Here is a 14,850-nt window from a genome sequence, read left to right as displayed (position 1 = left end):
CGGCGGGGTTTTTGGTGGTTTCGTTCTTTCTCGTCCGCGGGGCGGTCTGCTCCTCGCTCCGCCCCCGGTCCACCCCCCCCCTCGGCGAGGCGGCTTGCCCCCCCCCCCCCCCCCTCCGGCGGTCTCCCCTCACAGCCGCTCCCCGCCGCTCACAGCCGCCGGGTCGCCAGCGTCAGCCGGTCGCGGGCGTCGAACAGGGCTTCCTTGATCATCTGCTCGTGACCCGGGGCCAGCCGGGCCACCGGCACCGAGCAGCTGATCGCGTCCCGCGCCGGGGTGCGGTAGGGGATCGCGACGCCGAAGCAGCGCAGGCCCAGCGTGTTCTCCTCCCGGTCGACCGCATAGCCCTGTTCGCGTACCGCGTGCAGCTCCTCGATCAGCTGCTCGCGGTCGGTGAGGGTGTGCTCGGTCAGCCGGTCGAGGGTGGGCGGCAGCATCGTCCGGACCTGCTCGTCGGTGTACGTGGCGAGCAGCGCCTTGCCCAGCGAGGTGGAGTGCGCGGGCAGCCGCCGGCCGACGCGGGTGAAGGGGCGGAGGTAGTGCTGCGACTGCCGGGTCGCGAGATAGACGACGTTGGTGCCGTCGAGCCGGGCGAGGTGGATGGTCTCGGTGGTGTCGTCGGAGAGCCGGTCCAGCGTCGGCCGGGCCGCGGCCACCACCTCGTCGCCGTCGATGTACGAGGTGCCGACGAGCAGGGCGCGCACCCCGATGCCGTAGCGGGTGCCGGTCGCGTCGGTCTCGACCCAGCCCAGGTCGACGAGGGTGCGCAGCAGCATGTAGAGGCTGGACTTCGGGTAGCCGACCGCGTCCTGGACCGAGGCAAGACTGTGCATACCGGGACGACCCGCGAAGTACTCGAGCAACTCCACCGTCCGCACCGCGGATTTGACCTGCGATCCACCGGTTTCGGCAGCTGACATCGCCCTTGACCCCTCTGTTCGGACCGCCATAGAGTCCCGCTTGTTGTTCATCATCTGGGACGGCGTTCACGATATCGAACGTGATCCGGTGTGCGGCAAGGCGCGGAACGACTCGGCAGCATCGCCCGGGAGGAATGCACGGTGGCAGCGACAGCAGCGGCACCAGTCTGGAGTGTCGACCCCCGAACCGGGAAGCAGCGGGAACAGGTTGCGGTGGAGGCCACAGCCGACGAGGTGGACACCGCGGTCCGCACGGCACACGCCGCCCGTGGCGCGCTGGCCGACCGCACCGTACGCGCCGCCCTGCTGAGCCGCTCCGCCGATCTGCTCGACGAGGCGGGCGAGGCAGTCATCGAGGCCGCCGACGCCGAGACCGCGCTCGGCCCCGGCCGGCTCACCGGCGAACTCGCCCGCACCACCTACCAGTTGCGGGCCTTCGCGGACCTGGTGGAGGACGGCGCGTTCCTCGACGTACTGATCGACCACGCCGACCCCGGACTCACCCCGCCCCGGCCCGACCTGCGCCGTTACAAGATCCCGCTGGGCCCCGTCGCCGTCTACGCCGCCAGCAACTTCCCGCTCGCCTTCTCGGTACCGGGCGGCGACACCGCCAGCGCCCTCGCGGCCGGCTGCCCGGTCGTCGTCAAGGCACACCCGGACCATCCGGCGACCTCCGAGCTGTGTGCCGCGCTGCTGCACCGCGCCGCCAGGGAGGTCGGCCTTCCGGAGGGCGTGCTCAATCTGGTGCACGGCTTCCAGGCCGGTATCGACCTGGTGCGCCACCCGCTGATCAGCGCGGCCGGCTTCACCGGCTCGGTTCGCGGCGGCCGTGCCCTGTACGACGCGGCCGCCTCCCGCCCGCACCCGATCCCCTTCCACGGCGAGCTGGGCAGCCTCAACCCCGTGGTGATCACCGAGGCCGCGGCCGCCGAGCGGGCCGAGCAGATCGGTGCCGGGCTGGCCGGGTCGATGACCCTCGGTGTCGGCCAGTTCTGCGTGAAGCCGGGCCTGGTCCTGGCGCCCGGCGGGGAGACCGGCGACCGGCTGCTGACGGCGCTGACCGCGGCGGTCAGCGACACCGAGGCCGGGGTGCTGCTCGACCACCGGATGCGGGAGGCATTCCTCGACGGGGTCCGCACCCGCGCCGCGCTGCCCGGTGTCCACGCGCCGGTCACCCCCGGCGCGGGCAGCGAGCACACCGTCAGCGCCGGCTTCCTCGCCGTGCCCGCCGCGCACCTGGCCGCCGAAGGGCCGCATGACCTTCTCCTGGAGGAGTGCTTCGGCCCGGTCACCGTCGTCGCCCGCTACACCGACGAGGCCGAGATCGGCGCCGTACTCGCCCGGCTGCCCGGCAACCTCTCCGCGACCCTGCAGCTCGGCGACGCGGAGAGCGCCGGCACCGATGCCGCGGGCCGCGGCGCCCGGCTGCTGGCCGAGGTCACCCCGCTCGCCGGCCGGGTGGTCGTCAACGGCTGGCCGACCGGCGTCGCGGTCGCCCCCGCCCAGCACCACGGCGGCCCCTACCCGGCCACCACCTCCACCTCGACCTCCGTCGGCGGCAGCGCCGTGGAACGCTGGCTGCGCCCGGTCGCCTACCAGGACACCCCGCCGGCGCTGCTGCCGCCCGAGCTGCGCGAGGACAACCCGCTCGGCCTGCCGCGCCGCGTCGACGGCCGCACCGAGGGCGCATAGCGGCCGTGCGCCCCGCGCCCGACGAGGCCGCCCTCCAGGTCCGCGCCGCGACCCCCGCCGACCTGGCCGCGATCGCCGCCCTGCACACCGGTGCCCGCGCCGCCTATCACCGCGCCCGGTTCCCGGACATGCCCTTCGACGTCCTCGCCGAACGGGCCCGCCGGCACGACGCCTGGTCACGCGACCTGGCCCGGGGCGACACCGCCGCGCTCTGCGCCGCCCGGCACGGCACGGTGGTCGGTGCGGCCTCCTACCGCCACCGCGCCGACCACCACCGGCCGGCCGTCACCCTCCACCAGCTCCATGTCGACCCCGGCCACTGGGGCACCGGCGTCGGCCTGGCCCTGCACCACGCATGCTTACGGGCCTGGCGCGCGGCGGGTTTCTCCCGGGCCGTCCTCGACGTGCTCTGGCACAACCACCGTGCCCGCGCCTTCTACACCCGGCTCGGCTGGCGCCCCGACCCGGACCGCCGCCCCGCTCCGGACGCCACCCACCTCACCCTGACGCTGGACCTGGCGACACCTCCGGCGGCACCGGATCCGGGGGCACCGGCTCCCGCCGCGCGATGATCTGGAGCCGCTCGGCCGTCCGGCCGTCCAGCGTGGCGACCGACCCCTCCCGCTCCTTCACCACCGAGAAGCCCGCCTCCCGCACCAGCCCCCGCAGCCGCTCCGGCGGATGGTGCCGGAACACCCCGCCGTCGGGCATCTCGAACACCCCGTACGTCCCGTACCGCTCCGCGAACCGCGCATACCGCTCCCGGTTGAGCGCATCCCCCTGCAACGGCACATCGCTCAGATACAGCACCCCACCCCGCCGCACCAGCCGCCCCAGCTCCCCGACGATCGCCGTCTGGTCCGCGTCCCGGGGAACACAGGTCAGCACCGCGAAGAGCAGCGCCGCATCAAAGGCACCGTCGTCGAACGGCAGCGGAAAACCGGGACAGCGCAGCAGCTCCAGCTCCGGATGCTCGCGCTTCCCCCGCGCGATCAGCGCCGCCGAGACATCCACCCCACGCACCGCGCGGTACCCGGACCCGGCCAGCTCGGCGGTCAGCCGCCCGTAGCCGCATCCGTAGTCCAGCACCCGCGCGCTCCGCGGCACATACGCATCCAGCAGCGCCGGGTCGAGCGGGTGGGTGAAGGTCTTGGCGGACCCGGTCGTCTCCCAGAACCCGAGAAATCCCTGTGACGAGGTCATGCCGGGACGGTACCCACGGAATAGCCCGTCGCCCCGCCGACGTTGCACCCGGAGCACACCCACCCCAAGGAAAGTCAGCTCATGCGCGTCGAAATCTGGTCCGATATCGCCTGTCCCTGGTGCTACATCGGCAAGGCCCGGTTCGAGGCCGGGCTGGCGGCCTTTGCGCAGCGGGAGGGGGTCGAGGTGGTGCACCGTTCCTTCGAGCTGGATCCGGGCGCGCCGGCCGCCACCGACATCCCGGTGGTCGAGATGCTCGCCACGAAGTACGGGGTGAGCCGGGCGCAGGCCGAGGCGATGGAGGCCCGGGTCGCCGAGGCGGCGGCGGGGGAGGGGCTGGAGTACCGGTCCGACCGGATGCACGGCAACACCTTCGTGCTGCACCGGCTGCTGCACCTCGCCCGGGAGCACGGGGTCCAGGAGGCGCTGCTCGATGCCTTCTACCGGGCCAACTTCGCCGAGGCCAGGCGGCTCGGTGATCCGGCTGTGCTCCGGGTGACCGCCGTCGGTGCGGGGCTGCCCGATGAGGAGGTCGCGCGGGTGCTGGCCGATCCCGAGGCGTATGCGGAGGAGGTGCGCGCCGAGGAGCGGGAGGCCGCGGAGCTGGGTGCCACGGGGGTGCCGTTCTTCGTCATCGACCGCCGGTACGGCATCTCCGGCGGGCAGCCCGCGGAGGTCTTCCGGGAGGCCCTGGAGCGTGCGTACGCCGACGGGGCGGAACCGCTCCGGGCGGCCGGGGACGCCGGGGACGCCGGGGTGTGCGGGGACGACGGCTGCGCCGTGCCCGGGAAGTGAGCCGGGGCCGGGCCGCCCGCACCCGCCGTGACCTGCGTCGACAAGGAGCTGGTGCGGGCCGGCCGAGCACCTGCGCCATGGACGTGGGGCAAGGGGCCGAGCAGAGTGGGGACATGCATCGACGTGAGCCACTCGGCGGGGCCGAATTCGCGCCCGAGACGACCTTTCTGAACTCCGCCTCCAGCGGACTCCTTCCGCGGCGCAGCGCCGACGCCCTGCGCGCGGCCGTGGAGGAGTCCGCCTCCTACGGCACCATGGGCCGCGACTACTTCGACGCCGCCACCGCCTCCCGTGCCGCCTTCGCCCGGCTGCTGGGCGTGCCCGCCGAACGGGTCGCCCTCGGCAGTTCGGTCGCGGTGCAGTCCGCGTTCGTCGCCGCCACGCTCCCGGAGGGTGCCGAAGTCCTGGCCCCCGAGGGCGACTTCAGCTCCCTGGTCAATCCGCTCGCCGCCCACCCGGGCATCAAGCTGCGCACCGTGCCGCTGGAGGCGCTCGCCGACGCCGTGCGCCCCGGCACCGCGCTGGTCGCCTTCAGTGCCGTGCAGTCGCTGGACGGCCGGATCGCCGATATGGCGGCGGTGCGCGAGGCCGCCCGGGCCCACGGGGCGCGTACCTACCTCGACATCACCCAGGCCGCCGGCTGGCTGCCGCTGCGCGCCGCCGACTTCGACTTCGTCGTCGCCGGGGCGTTCAAGTGGCTGCTGTGCCCGCGCGGGACGACCTTCATGGTGTTCGGCGGGGACTTGGGGCGGGGCGAGGAGTGGCCGGCCGCGCTGCACGCGGGCTGGGTCGCGGGGGAGGACATCGGCGCGTCCAACTACGGGCTGATCCAGCCGGCCGCCACCGCCCGGCGCTTCGATGAACCGTACGCGTACTTCTCCTACGTCGGCGCCGAGCAGTCCCTCGGCCTCCTGGAGGAGCTGGGCGTGGAGACCATCCACGCCCACAACACCGCGCTCGCCGACCACTACCGCGCGGGGCTGGCCGAGCGGGGGCTGACACCGCGGTACGCGCCCGGTTCGGCGATCGTCTCCACCCCCGGGATCCCGGACGCGGAGGACCGGGCCGCCGCGGCGGGGGTGCGGATCTCGGTGCGCGGCGGGCTGCTCCGCGCGGCCTTCCACCTCTACAACTCGACGGATGACGTGGACCGGTTGCTGGCCCTGCTGGGGTAGCGCGGCCGGGGAACAGGGGGCGGGCGGGGGCGATACGGCGGCTGGTGTAATGGACAACGATCTTGTTCCGGACAGCAGGGAAAGGCCCCCAGTGACCACCGCGTTCGACCCGATAGACCTCGCCGGCACCCCGCTCGCCAACCGCCTCGTCATGGCCCCGATGACCCGCAACCGCGCCACCGCCGAGGGCGTCCCGACCCCGTCGATGGTCCGCTACTACACCCAGCGGGCCTCCGCCGGACTCATCATCACCGAGGCCTCGCAGACCGAGCCGGTCGGCCGTGGTTACCCGCTCACTCCGGGGCTGCACACCCCGGAGCAGATCGCCGGATGGCGCCGGGTCACCGACTCCGTGCATGCCGCGGGCGGCAAGATCTTCGCCCAGCTGTGGCACGGCGGCCGTATCGGCCACCCGGTGCTGCTGCCCGACGGTCTGGTGCCCGTCGCGCCCTCCGCGGTCGCCGCGGCCGGCCAGGGCTTCACCCAGGACGGCCCGACGGACTTCGTCACCCCGCGCGAGCTGACCGACGAGGAGATCCACCGGACCATCGAGGGGTTCGCGGCCGCGGCCCGCAACGCACTGGAGGCCGGGTTCGACGGTGTGGAGCTCCATGGCGGGAACGGCTATCTGATCCACCAGTTCCTGGCGCCCAACACCAACCGGCGCACCGACGCCTGGGGCGGCTCCGACGAGGCCCGCGCCCGCTTCGCCATCGAGGTCGTCAAGGCCGTCGCCGCCGCGGCCGGTGCGCACCGCACCGGTCTGCGGCTGTCGCCCGGCAACCCCTTCAACGACATCGACGAGCCCGCGCCGGAGGCCACCTACACCGCCGTGGTCGAGGCCGTCGCCCCGCTGGGCCTGGCCTATCTGCACACCTGCGATGTGCTCGATCTGGAGCTGCTGGCCCGGCTGCGCAAGCGCTTCGGCGGGACGTTCCTGCTCAACCCGGCCACCGAGGGCCGGCCCACCGGTCCCGAGGAGCTGTCGCTCGTCGAGGAGGGCGAGGCCGATCTGCTGGCGTACGGCGCGCTGTTCCTCGCCAACCCCGATCTGCCCCGTCGGCTGGCGCTCGGCGGCCCCTTCAACACCCCGGACCGGGCGAGCTTCTACGGCGGTGACGACTCCGGCTACCTCGACTACCCGGCGCTGGAGGGCTGAGGAACCGGCCGCCGGGTGCGGGCGCCCCGGTGGGGCCCCGCGCACCGGCCGGCAAACACGGCGCGGCCGCCGCACAGACCTGCTGTGCGGCGGCCGCGCCACCGGTGCGAACGTCCCCTAACGCACCGGAGTGAAGTCGCGGGCCCCGATGTATTCCGGGCGCCGGACCGGTGCCGCGAACGGCTCCACCGCTTCGTTCTCCACGCTGTTGAAGACGATGAAGACATTGCTGCGCGGGTAGGGCGTGATGTTGTCGCCCGAGCCGTGCATGGCATTGCAGTCGAACCACGTCGCCGAGCCGGCCTGACCCGTGAAGAGGCGGATCCCGTGCTTGTCCGCCATCTTCGTCAGGACCTCGTCCGACGGGATGCCCGCGTCCTGCATCTGGAGTGACCGCTTGTAGTTGTCCTTCGGCGTCTCGCCCTCACAGCCCACGAAGTGCTGGTGTGAGCCGGGCATGATCATCAAGCCGCCGTTGGTGTCGTAGTTCTCCGTCAGCGCGATCGAGACCGACACCGTGCGCATGTTCGGCAGCCCGTCCTCGGCGTGCCAGGTCTCGAAGTCGGAGTGCCAGTAGAAACCGGAGGCACCGAAGCCCGGCTTCACATTGATCCGCGACTGATGGACATACACGTCCGAGCCGAGGATCTGGCGGGCCCGGCCGACCACCCGCGGATCGGAGACCAGCTTGGCGAACACCTCGCTGATCTTGTGCACCTCGAACACGGTCCGTACGTCCTGTGACTTCGGCTCGACGATGGAGCGCGGGTCGGCGCGCATCGTCGGGTCGAGCACGAGCCGGTCCAGTTCGGCGCGGTACACCGCGACTTCTTCCGGCGTGAGCAGTTCCCCGATGGCGAAAAAGCCGTCGCGTTCGAAGTCGCTCAGCTCGGACGGCTCGAAGGGGCCGGCCGTTCCGGGCTGCGACCACACCACCGGGTCCTTCCGCGGGGTGATGACCTCAGCGGTCCCACGGGTCGGGTACAGGTCGGCGGTGCGCTCGGGTGCGGTGGTCATGGTGTTGCCTTCCTCTCCTCTCGTACGGAATCTGGCTTACGTGCGTGTGCGTGCCTCCTGGGTGCTGCCGGACGGGGCAGCAGGCGGGCGGCGCCTCAGACCGTTTCGGGCTCAGACTCCGGTTCGGTGAGAAGCGGGTAGACCCCGTTCTCGTCGTGGTCCTCGCGGCCGGTGACGGGCGGGTTGAAGACGCAGACGCAGCGGAAGTCTTCCTTGATCCGCATGGTGTGCTTCTCGTGCCCGTCGAGCAGGTACATCGTGCCCGGCGTGATGGTGTATTTCTCGCCGGTCTCATCGTTCGTGAGCTCGGCCTCACCCTCTACGCAGAGTACGGCCTCGATGTGGTTCGCGTACCACATCGACGTCTCGGTCCCGGCGTACAGCGTGGTCTCGTGCAGCGAGAAGCCGACGCGCTCCTTGGCGAGCACGATGCGCTTGCTCTCCCAGGTGCCGGACTTGGCCTTGACGTGGCGGTCGGTGCCTTCGATGTCCTTGAAGGATCGGACGATCACGGTGACTCGGTGCCTTTCTGTGGAACGGTAAGGATCTCTGGGGCCGTTGGGCCGATCAGGCGCAGTCGCGGACCGCGCGGGCGAGGATGCGGAGTCCCTCGTCCAGTTCCTCGGGGGTGGTCGTCAGTGCGGGCAGCAGTTTGACGACCTCGCTCTCCGGGCCGGAGGTCTCGATCAGCAGGCCCAGCTCGAAAGCGCGGGCTGCGATCTTGTCGGCCAGGGGCTTGGGGGTGCACTCCAGACCCCACACGAGACCGCGGCCGCGGTACTCGACGATGGTGTCCGGGTGCTCCTCGGCGATCGCCTTCAGGTGTGCCTCGACGATCTCACCGCGGGCGAGAGTCTGCTTCTCCATCTGGCCGTCGGCCCAGTAGGTGTCCAGCGTCGCGGCGGCGGTCACGAAGGCCGGGTTGTTGCCGCGGAAGGTGCCGTTGTGCTCGCCCGGCTCCCAGATGTCCAGCTCAGGCTTGAACAGGGTGAGTGCGAGCGGCAGGCCGTAGCCGCTGATGGACTTCGAGACGGTGACGATGTCCGGCACGATGCCCGCCTCCTCGAAGGAGAAGAAGGCACCCGTACGGCCGCAGCCCATCTGGATGTCGTCGACGATGAGCAGCATGTCCCAGCGCTCACACAGCTCGGAGAGGGCGCGCAGCCACTCGGCACGGGCGACGTTGATGCCGCCCTCGCCCTGGACCGTCTCGACGATCACGGCGGCGGGCCGGTTCAGACCGGAGCCCTGGTCCTCCAGCAGCCGCTCGAACCACAGGAAGTCCGGGTAGGTGCCGTCGAGGTAGTTGTCGAACGGCATCGGGGTGCCGTGCACCAGCGGGATACCGGCGCCGGCCCGCTTCATGGAGTTACCGGTGACCGCGAGGGCGCCCAGCGACATGCCGTGGAAGGCGTTGGTGAAGGACACGATCGACTCGCGGCCCTTGACCTTACGGGCCAGCTTGAGCGCCGCCTCGACGGAGTTGGCGCCCGTCGGGCCCGGGAACATGACCTTGTAGGGCAGGTCACGGGGCCGCAGGATGATGTTCTGGAACGACTCCAGGAAGGCCCGCTTGGCCGTGGTGGACATGTCCAGGCCGTGGGTGACGCCGTCCCGCTCGATGTAGTCGATCAGGGCGCGTTTGAGGACCGGGTTGTTGTGGCCGTAGTTGAGTGACCCGGCCCCGGCGAAGAAGTCGAGGTAGGTGTGGCCGTCCTCGTCGGTCATCCGGCTGCCCTGCGCACGGTCGAAGACGGTGGGCCAGCTACGGCAGTAGCTGCGCACCTCCGACTCCACGGTCTCGAAGACGCTCAGATCGGGCTGGGTGATGGTCACAGCATGCTCCTGGGAGATGAGTGGCGAAAGGATGAGAAGTCTGTAGGGGGCTGGGCGGTACCGGCCGTGTCACGGGGTGTGGTGCCGGGTTCCGCCTGACCGCTGCGGCGCCGTCGTCGCGCGGTCCTGGGTGCGTCAGTGCCCCGGGCGGGACGGTGGCTCGAACGGGCCGATGAGGTGCAGCACCTCCGGCTCGTGGCCCTGCTCCGGGAACAGCCCTGCGTCAAAGAGCACCTCGCGCTTGAGGGGCACTGAGTGCCGCTCGGCGAAGGACGCGAACAACCGGTTGGATGCGGTGTTGTCGGGGGTCACGGTGGTCTCGACGAAACGTACGCCCAGCTCGTCCCTGGCCCGGGCGGCGAGCCCGTCCAGGAGTGCGGCCGCCAGTCCCTGCCCACGGTGCGCGTCGTCGACGGCGACCTGCCAGACGACGAGGGTCTCCGGGCGCTCCGGGCGGAGGTATCCGGTGATGAAGGCGGCCGGCTCGCCCTCCGCGTCGCGCGCGACGACGGAGGTGGCGGCGAAGTCGCGACACCACAGGAGGTAGCTGTACGAGGAGTTGAGATCCAGCGCCTGCGAGTCGCGGGCGATGCGCCAGATCGCGGCTCCGTCCTCCACGCGTGGGGTGTCGAGCTTGAAGCCCTCCGGAAATTCTCTGATATCGCTTCGGGCACCTGCATGGTCTGCTTGTGCGGCGGTCATGGGAATTAAATTTACCCAGGGAAAAGGGAAATTGCATCGCGGGCAGGGGTTACGGAAGCGGCCGGGATGTGTTATCGCGCGGGGGCGCCCGTACGCGCGATGCCACCGCGAGATGCCCCGATTTGACCGGGAGGTTCGGGGTGAAACGGACACGTTGTGTAGTCGGTCACAGCTCCGTAACGCCCATGAGATCCGTCCGAATTACGGAACTTGCCACTAGCAAAATCTTGGCGTTTGAGCTGCGGAAAAGCGGGCAGAAGAATACGGGAAGCTGTACTTCCAGGAAATTGGGAATTCGCCGCCGGAAGGCTTGGCGCAGGCCCATGGAAACCTGCACGGCAAGACCGTGACAAGACCCGCAAGAACCTTCGCGAGACGATCTGCCGGAACGCTGCCCGAAACGTACGCAGAGTTGCCGGGAACGCACGGAGAACCGTGCGGCGAGGGTGGCGGAAGCCACACGGAGAGTGCACGGAAAAAAGTCCCGGCGGAAAATCCGGCGGGGCGCCCGGTGCCCGGGAAACGTCCGGCGAAAGACGACCGCGCAATCGGTGCGACCGCCACGGCCACCCGCCCCGCCGCGCCGCCTACAGTGCCGGTATGACGTCCATGAGTGAAGGTGCGGTGCTGCACCTCAAGGGGAGGGTCCTCGTCGGACCGGACGACGTGCGCGACGAGCTGTGGGTGGTCGGCGGCCGGGTGACATTCGACCGGCCGGTGATGGCACGGGATGCCACCACCGTGACGGGCTGGGCGCTGCCGGGCCTGGTCGACGCCCACTGCCATGTGGGCCTGGACGCCCACGGCCCGGTGGACGCCCCCACCAGCGAAAAGCAGGCGCTCACCGACCGTGACGCCGGCACCCTGCTGATCCGCGACGCCGGATCCCCCTCCGACACCCGCTGGGTCGACGACCGCGAGGATCTGCCGCGGATCATCCGCGCCGGCCGCCACATCGCCCGCACCAAGCGCTACATCCGCAACTACGCGCACGAGATCGAGCCGGAGGACCTGGTCGCCTACGTCGCCCAGGAGGCCCGCCGCGGCGACGGCTGGGTCAAGCTCGTCGGTGACTGGATCGACCGCTCCACGGGCGATCTGGCGGCCTGCTGGCCCCGGGGAGCGGTCGAGGCCGCCATCGCCGAGGCCCACCGGCTGGGCGCCCGGGTGACCGCGCACTGCTTCGCCGAGGACACCCTCGCCCCGCTCGTCGAGGCCGGTATCGACTGCATCGAGCACGCCACCGGGCTCACCGAGGAGACCATTCCGCTGTTCGCCGAGCGCGGGGTGGCCATCGTTCCCACGCTCGTCAACATCGCCACCTTCCCGCGGCTCGCGGACGGGGGCGCGGCGAAGTTCCCGCGCTGGGCGGACCACATGCGGCGCCTGCACGACCGCCGCTACGACACCGTCCGGGCGGCCTACGACGCCGGAGTGCCCGTCTTCGCCGGTACGGACGCCGGCGGCTCCCTCGCCCACGGTCTGGTCGCCGAGGAGGTCGTCGAGCTGACCCGGGCCGGTCTGTCCGCCGTGGCGGCCCTCTCCGCGACCACCTGGGGCGCCCGGGACTGGCTCGGCCGCCCCGGCCTCACCGAGGGCGCCCCGGCGGACCTGGTGGTCTACGGGAGCGATCCGCGCGAGGACGTCCGGGTGCTGGCGGCGCCGCGCCGGGTGGTGCTGCGGGGGCAGATCGTGGGGTAGCCGCCGGGGTGACCCGGTGAACCGGCCCGGTCAACGCGGGTCACCCGGGAGGTGGGGCGGCTGGGGCGCCGGTGGTGCCCCGTGTCGCAGGAATCGAATACAGGCACGGAAACCACCCATTGGGATGAACTGACGCCACGTGGCTGCCCGTTCACCCTCGGTACGGCCACGATGTGCGGGTCGATGCCGTCGGCCCGCGTGATGTCCCCCATTGGCGCGGCCGGCGGCTCCATTTCTCCTGTGAGGGTTCCACACACGTGTCCACCAGTCCCACCAGCTCCTTCGGCATGCCCCGACGCCTCGCCGCGACCCTCGTCGCCACCGCGCTCACGGCCGGTCCCGCCGTCCTCCTCGGTGCCGCCCCCGCGCATGCCACCGGAGACCATGGCACGGCCCGCGGCACCGCCGACGCGGTCGTGCTGCGCACCGGCGTGAACGTCGGGCTGCTCAACAAGACGGTCGACGTCCCGCTGAACGTCGCCCTCAACGAGGTGCACGCCCCCGCCTCGGCCAGCAAGACCGCGCTCACCGTCAAGCTCGACGGCATCGACCACGGCAGGCCGTTCAGCGTGCTGCGCGCCGACGCGGCGACCGCGCGGGCCACCGCGGACCGCCGGGCGGCCGAGGGCTACGCCAACCTTGTGCGGGCGAAGGTGCATCTGCCCGGTCTGCCGCTGCTGTCCGTGATCGAGGTCCAGCAGGTCACCGCCAAGGCGGTCTGTGCGGCGGGCGCGCGGCCCCGGGCCGAGTCGAACGTGCTGGGCACCGTGCGTGTCCTGGGCCAGAAGGTCACGCTCACCGCGGGCGGCACCACCAAGGTCAAGGTGCCGGGGGTGGGCCAGGTGCGGCTCGACCTGTCCAAGAAGAACGTCACGTCCAAGGGCGCCGCGGCCACCGCCCTCGACCTCGATGTCTCCGTCAACCCGCTGAAGCTGAACGTCGCCGACGTGCACGGCCGGGTCACGCTGGCCAAGGCCACCTGCACCACGCCGCGCGGCAAGGCGCCCGAGGACAACGGCTCCGGCGGCACCAGCGGCGGCCAGACCAGCGGCGGCCAGACCGGCGGCGGCACCGAGCCGGCCGGCGGCAAGGGCACCGAGGTGACGCAGACGGGCTCCGGGACCGGCACCCAGAACCTCGCGGAGACCGGCGGCAGCTCGGCCACCCCGTACCTCGCCGGCGGCGCCGGGCTGCTGCTCGCCGCGGGCGCCGGTGCGATGGTCTTCGCCCGCCGGCGCCGCAGCGCCGCGCCCGAGGGCCGCGGCTGACCGACCCCGTACACCGCGCCGGTGCTGTGGGGGCGTCGCGCGCGGTGTACGGCCCGGGGTGTGCCGTGCGGGCCGCGGACCGTACGGCACACCTCACCCCCGCCCGGAAGCCTTCGCGGGAGCGTGGCCGGGCCGCGGGGGACCGTCGTGTCCGCCCTACCCGAGCACCTCGCCCAGGGCCGTCACGAAGCGGTCCGTCGTGGCCCGGTCGCGCACCGCGAGCCGCAGCCAGTCGGGGCCCAGGCCGGGGAAGGTGTCTCCACGGCGCACCGCGAATCCGCGGTCCCGCAGCGCGGCCCGCACCCGGTCCGCCTCCGGCAGCCGGATCAACACGAACGGGCCCGCCGCCGGCCCCGCCGCCCGGATCTGCCGGAACGCGCCCAGCCGGGCCAGCAGATGGTCCCGGTCCACGGCGATCTCCCCGGCCGCCGCGGCCGCCTCCGCCAGCGCCCGCGGCGTACAGCACGCCTCGGCGGCGGCCAGCGCGGGACTGGAGACCGGCCACAGCGGCTGGGCCCGCTCCAGGGCGGCGACGGTCTCCGGGGCGGCCAGCACATAGCCGATCCGCAGCCCGGCCAGCCCCCAGGTCTTGGTGAGGCTGCGCAGCACCACCAGCCCCGGCAGATCCGTGCGCCCGGCCAGCGCCGCCCGCTCACCGGGCACCGCGTCCATGAACGCCTCGTCCACCACCAGCGTCCGGCCCGGCCGCGCCAAGGAGGCCAGCACCTCCGCGGGGTGCAGGACCGAGGTGGGGTTGGTGGGGTTGCCGACGACGACCAGATCGGCGTCCTCGGGCACCGCGTCCGGGTCCAGCCGGAAACCGTCCCGCGCGTCGAGCAGCACCCGCCCGACCTCGTGTCCGGCGTCCCGCAGCGCGGCCTCGGGCTCGGTGAACTGCGGATGCACCACCACCGGCCGGCGGGCCGGCAGGGCGCGCGCGAGCAGCACGAACGCCTCGGCGGCCCCCGAGGTGAGCAGCACCCGGTCGGTGGGCAGCCCGTGCCGCGCCGCCACCGCCCGGCGGGCCGCACGGCCGTCGGGGTACGCGGCGAGACCGTCCAGCGACGCGGCGATCCGGGCCTTGAGCCAGGCCGGGGGAGTGCCGGTACGGACATTGACCGCCAGATCCGTCAGCCCGGCGTCCGCGCCCCGTACCTCGGCGTCGCCGTGATGCCGCAGATCGGGTTCGTGCGGGGCGGCCGGGCCGGGGTCCCGGAGGCGGGCGGCCGCGGTGTGCGGGGGCATGCTCACCGTTCCCCGGCGCCCGCGGCCAGGGAAGCGCCCTGCCATGCCGCGGGGGGGGGGGGGGGGGGGGGGGGGGGGGGGGGGGGGGGGGGGGGGGGGGGGGGGGGGGGAGGGAGGGGGGGGGGGGGAGGAGGGCA

General features: G+C 72.5%; 14 protein-coding genes. 7 read left to right on the top strand and 7 right to left on the bottom strand.

The window, feature by feature from the left end; translation table 11 throughout:
* Positions 1 to 149: 149 nt before the first annotated feature.
* A complete protein-coding gene (locus ACZ4XD_RS17105; protein WP_468042833.1) occupies positions 150 to 920 on the bottom strand; it encodes an IclR family transcriptional regulator in 771 nt (256 codons plus the stop codon).
* A gap of 141 nt (positions 921 to 1,061) precedes the next feature.
* Here ACZ4XD_RS17105 and ACZ4XD_RS17100 point away from each other — a divergent pair, with 141 nt between their 5' ends.
* Both ACZ4XD_RS17100 and ACZ4XD_RS17095 read left to right on the top strand, forming a co-directional pair.
* A complete protein-coding gene (locus tag ACZ4XD_RS17100; protein ID WP_468042831.1) occupies positions 1,062 to 2,612 on the top strand; it encodes an aldehyde dehydrogenase (NADP(+)) in 1,551 nt (516 codons plus the stop codon).
* Positions 2,613 to 2,617: 5 nt separating this feature from the next.
* Positions 2,618 to 3,184 (top strand): GNAT family N-acetyltransferase, encoded by a 567-nt coding sequence (locus ACZ4XD_RS17095; RefSeq protein WP_468042829.1) that lies wholly within the window; start codon positions 2,618 to 2,620, stop codon positions 3,182 to 3,184.
* On the opposite strand, the gene ACZ4XD_RS17090 is transcribed toward ACZ4XD_RS17095, so the two are convergent.
* Positions 3,111 to 3,815, bottom strand: coding sequence for a class I SAM-dependent methyltransferase (locus tag ACZ4XD_RS17090; protein ID WP_468042827.1), 705 nt, complete (start codon positions 3,813 to 3,815; stop codon positions 3,111 to 3,113). The two genes, ACZ4XD_RS17095 and ACZ4XD_RS17090, sit on opposite strands and share 74 nt — an antisense overlap.
* An 81-nt stretch (positions 3,816 to 3,896) precedes the next feature.
* Here ACZ4XD_RS17090 and ACZ4XD_RS17085 point away from each other — a divergent pair, with 81 nt between their 5' ends.
* From ACZ4XD_RS17085 to ACZ4XD_RS17075, 3 genes are all read left to right on the top strand, one after another.
* Positions 3,897 to 4,610, top strand: a complete 714-nt coding sequence (locus ACZ4XD_RS17085) for a DsbA family oxidoreductase (protein ID WP_468042825.1) — start codon at positions 3,897 to 3,899, stop codon at positions 4,608 to 4,610.
* Positions 4,611 to 4,723: 113 nt separating this feature from the next.
* On the top strand, positions 4,724 to 5,785 hold the full coding sequence (locus tag ACZ4XD_RS17080; protein ID WP_468042823.1) for an aminotransferase class V-fold PLP-dependent enzyme: 1,062 nt from the start codon (positions 4,724 to 4,726) through the stop codon (positions 5,783 to 5,785).
* A gap of 91 nt (positions 5,786 to 5,876) precedes the next feature.
* The gene (locus ACZ4XD_RS17075; RefSeq protein ID WP_468042821.1) at positions 5,877 to 6,944 is read left to right on the top strand and encodes an alkene reductase; all 1,068 of its coding nucleotides are present in this window, start codon (positions 5,877 to 5,879) and stop codon (positions 6,942 to 6,944) included.
* 117 nt (positions 6,945 to 7,061) lie between these two features.
* Here ACZ4XD_RS17075 and thpD read toward each other — a convergent pair whose 3' ends face one another.
* The 4 genes from thpD to ectA all read right to left on the bottom strand — a co-directional run bounded on the left by thpD (position 7,062) and on the right by ectA (position 10,499).
* Complete coding sequence (gene thpD / locus ACZ4XD_RS17070; RefSeq protein ID WP_388194974.1) at positions 7,062 to 7,961, bottom strand: ectoine hydroxylase; 900 nt, start codon at positions 7,959 to 7,961, stop codon at positions 7,062 to 7,064.
* A 95-nt stretch (positions 7,962 to 8,056) separates the two neighbouring features.
* Positions 8,057 to 8,473 (bottom strand): ectoine synthase, encoded by a 417-nt coding sequence (locus tag ACZ4XD_RS17065; RefSeq protein ID WP_018091828.1) that lies wholly within the window; start codon positions 8,471 to 8,473, stop codon positions 8,057 to 8,059.
* Between the two features lie 55 nt (positions 8,474 to 8,528).
* The gene (gene ectB / locus ACZ4XD_RS17060; RefSeq protein ID WP_042161636.1) at positions 8,529 to 9,797 is read right to left on the bottom strand and encodes a diaminobutyrate--2-oxoglutarate transaminase; all 1,269 of its coding nucleotides are present in this window, start codon (positions 9,795 to 9,797) and stop codon (positions 8,529 to 8,531) included.
* A gap of 135 nt (positions 9,798 to 9,932) precedes the next feature.
* Positions 9,933 to 10,499 carry a diaminobutyrate acetyltransferase gene (gene ectA / locus ACZ4XD_RS17055; protein WP_468042818.1) on the bottom strand — a complete coding sequence of 189 codons (567 nt, stop codon included), beginning with the start codon at positions 10,497 to 10,499 and terminating at the stop codon, positions 9,933 to 9,935.
* A 609-nt stretch (positions 10,500 to 11,108) separates the two neighbouring features.
* Here ectA and ACZ4XD_RS17050 point away from each other — a divergent pair.
* Positions 11,109 to 12,200 (top strand): amidohydrolase family protein, encoded by a 1,092-nt coding sequence (locus ACZ4XD_RS17050; protein WP_468042972.1) that lies wholly within the window; start codon positions 11,109 to 11,111, stop codon positions 12,198 to 12,200.
* A 287-nt stretch (positions 12,201 to 12,487) separates the two neighbouring features.
* Entirely contained in the window at positions 12,488 to 13,468 is a 981-nt protein-coding gene (locus ACZ4XD_RS17045) for an SCO1860 family LAETG-anchored protein (RefSeq protein WP_468042970.1), read from the top strand.
* A gap of 156 nt (positions 13,469 to 13,624) precedes the next feature.
* Here the strand turns inward: ACZ4XD_RS17045 and cobC are convergent, their stop codons facing one another.
* Positions 13,625 to 14,713 carry an Rv2231c family pyridoxal phosphate-dependent protein CobC gene (cobC, locus tag ACZ4XD_RS17040; RefSeq protein WP_468042816.1) on the bottom strand — a complete coding sequence of 363 codons (1,089 nt, stop codon included), beginning with the start codon at positions 14,711 to 14,713 and terminating at the stop codon, positions 13,625 to 13,627.
* Between the last annotated feature and the right edge of the window lie 137 nt (positions 14,714 to 14,850).

The sequence above is a fragment of the Streptomyces sp. NPDC029466 genome (assembly GCF_055574515.1).
The sequence above is the reverse complement of the archived record's forward strand: the minus strand, read 5'-3'. Positions and strand labels throughout refer to the sequence as shown.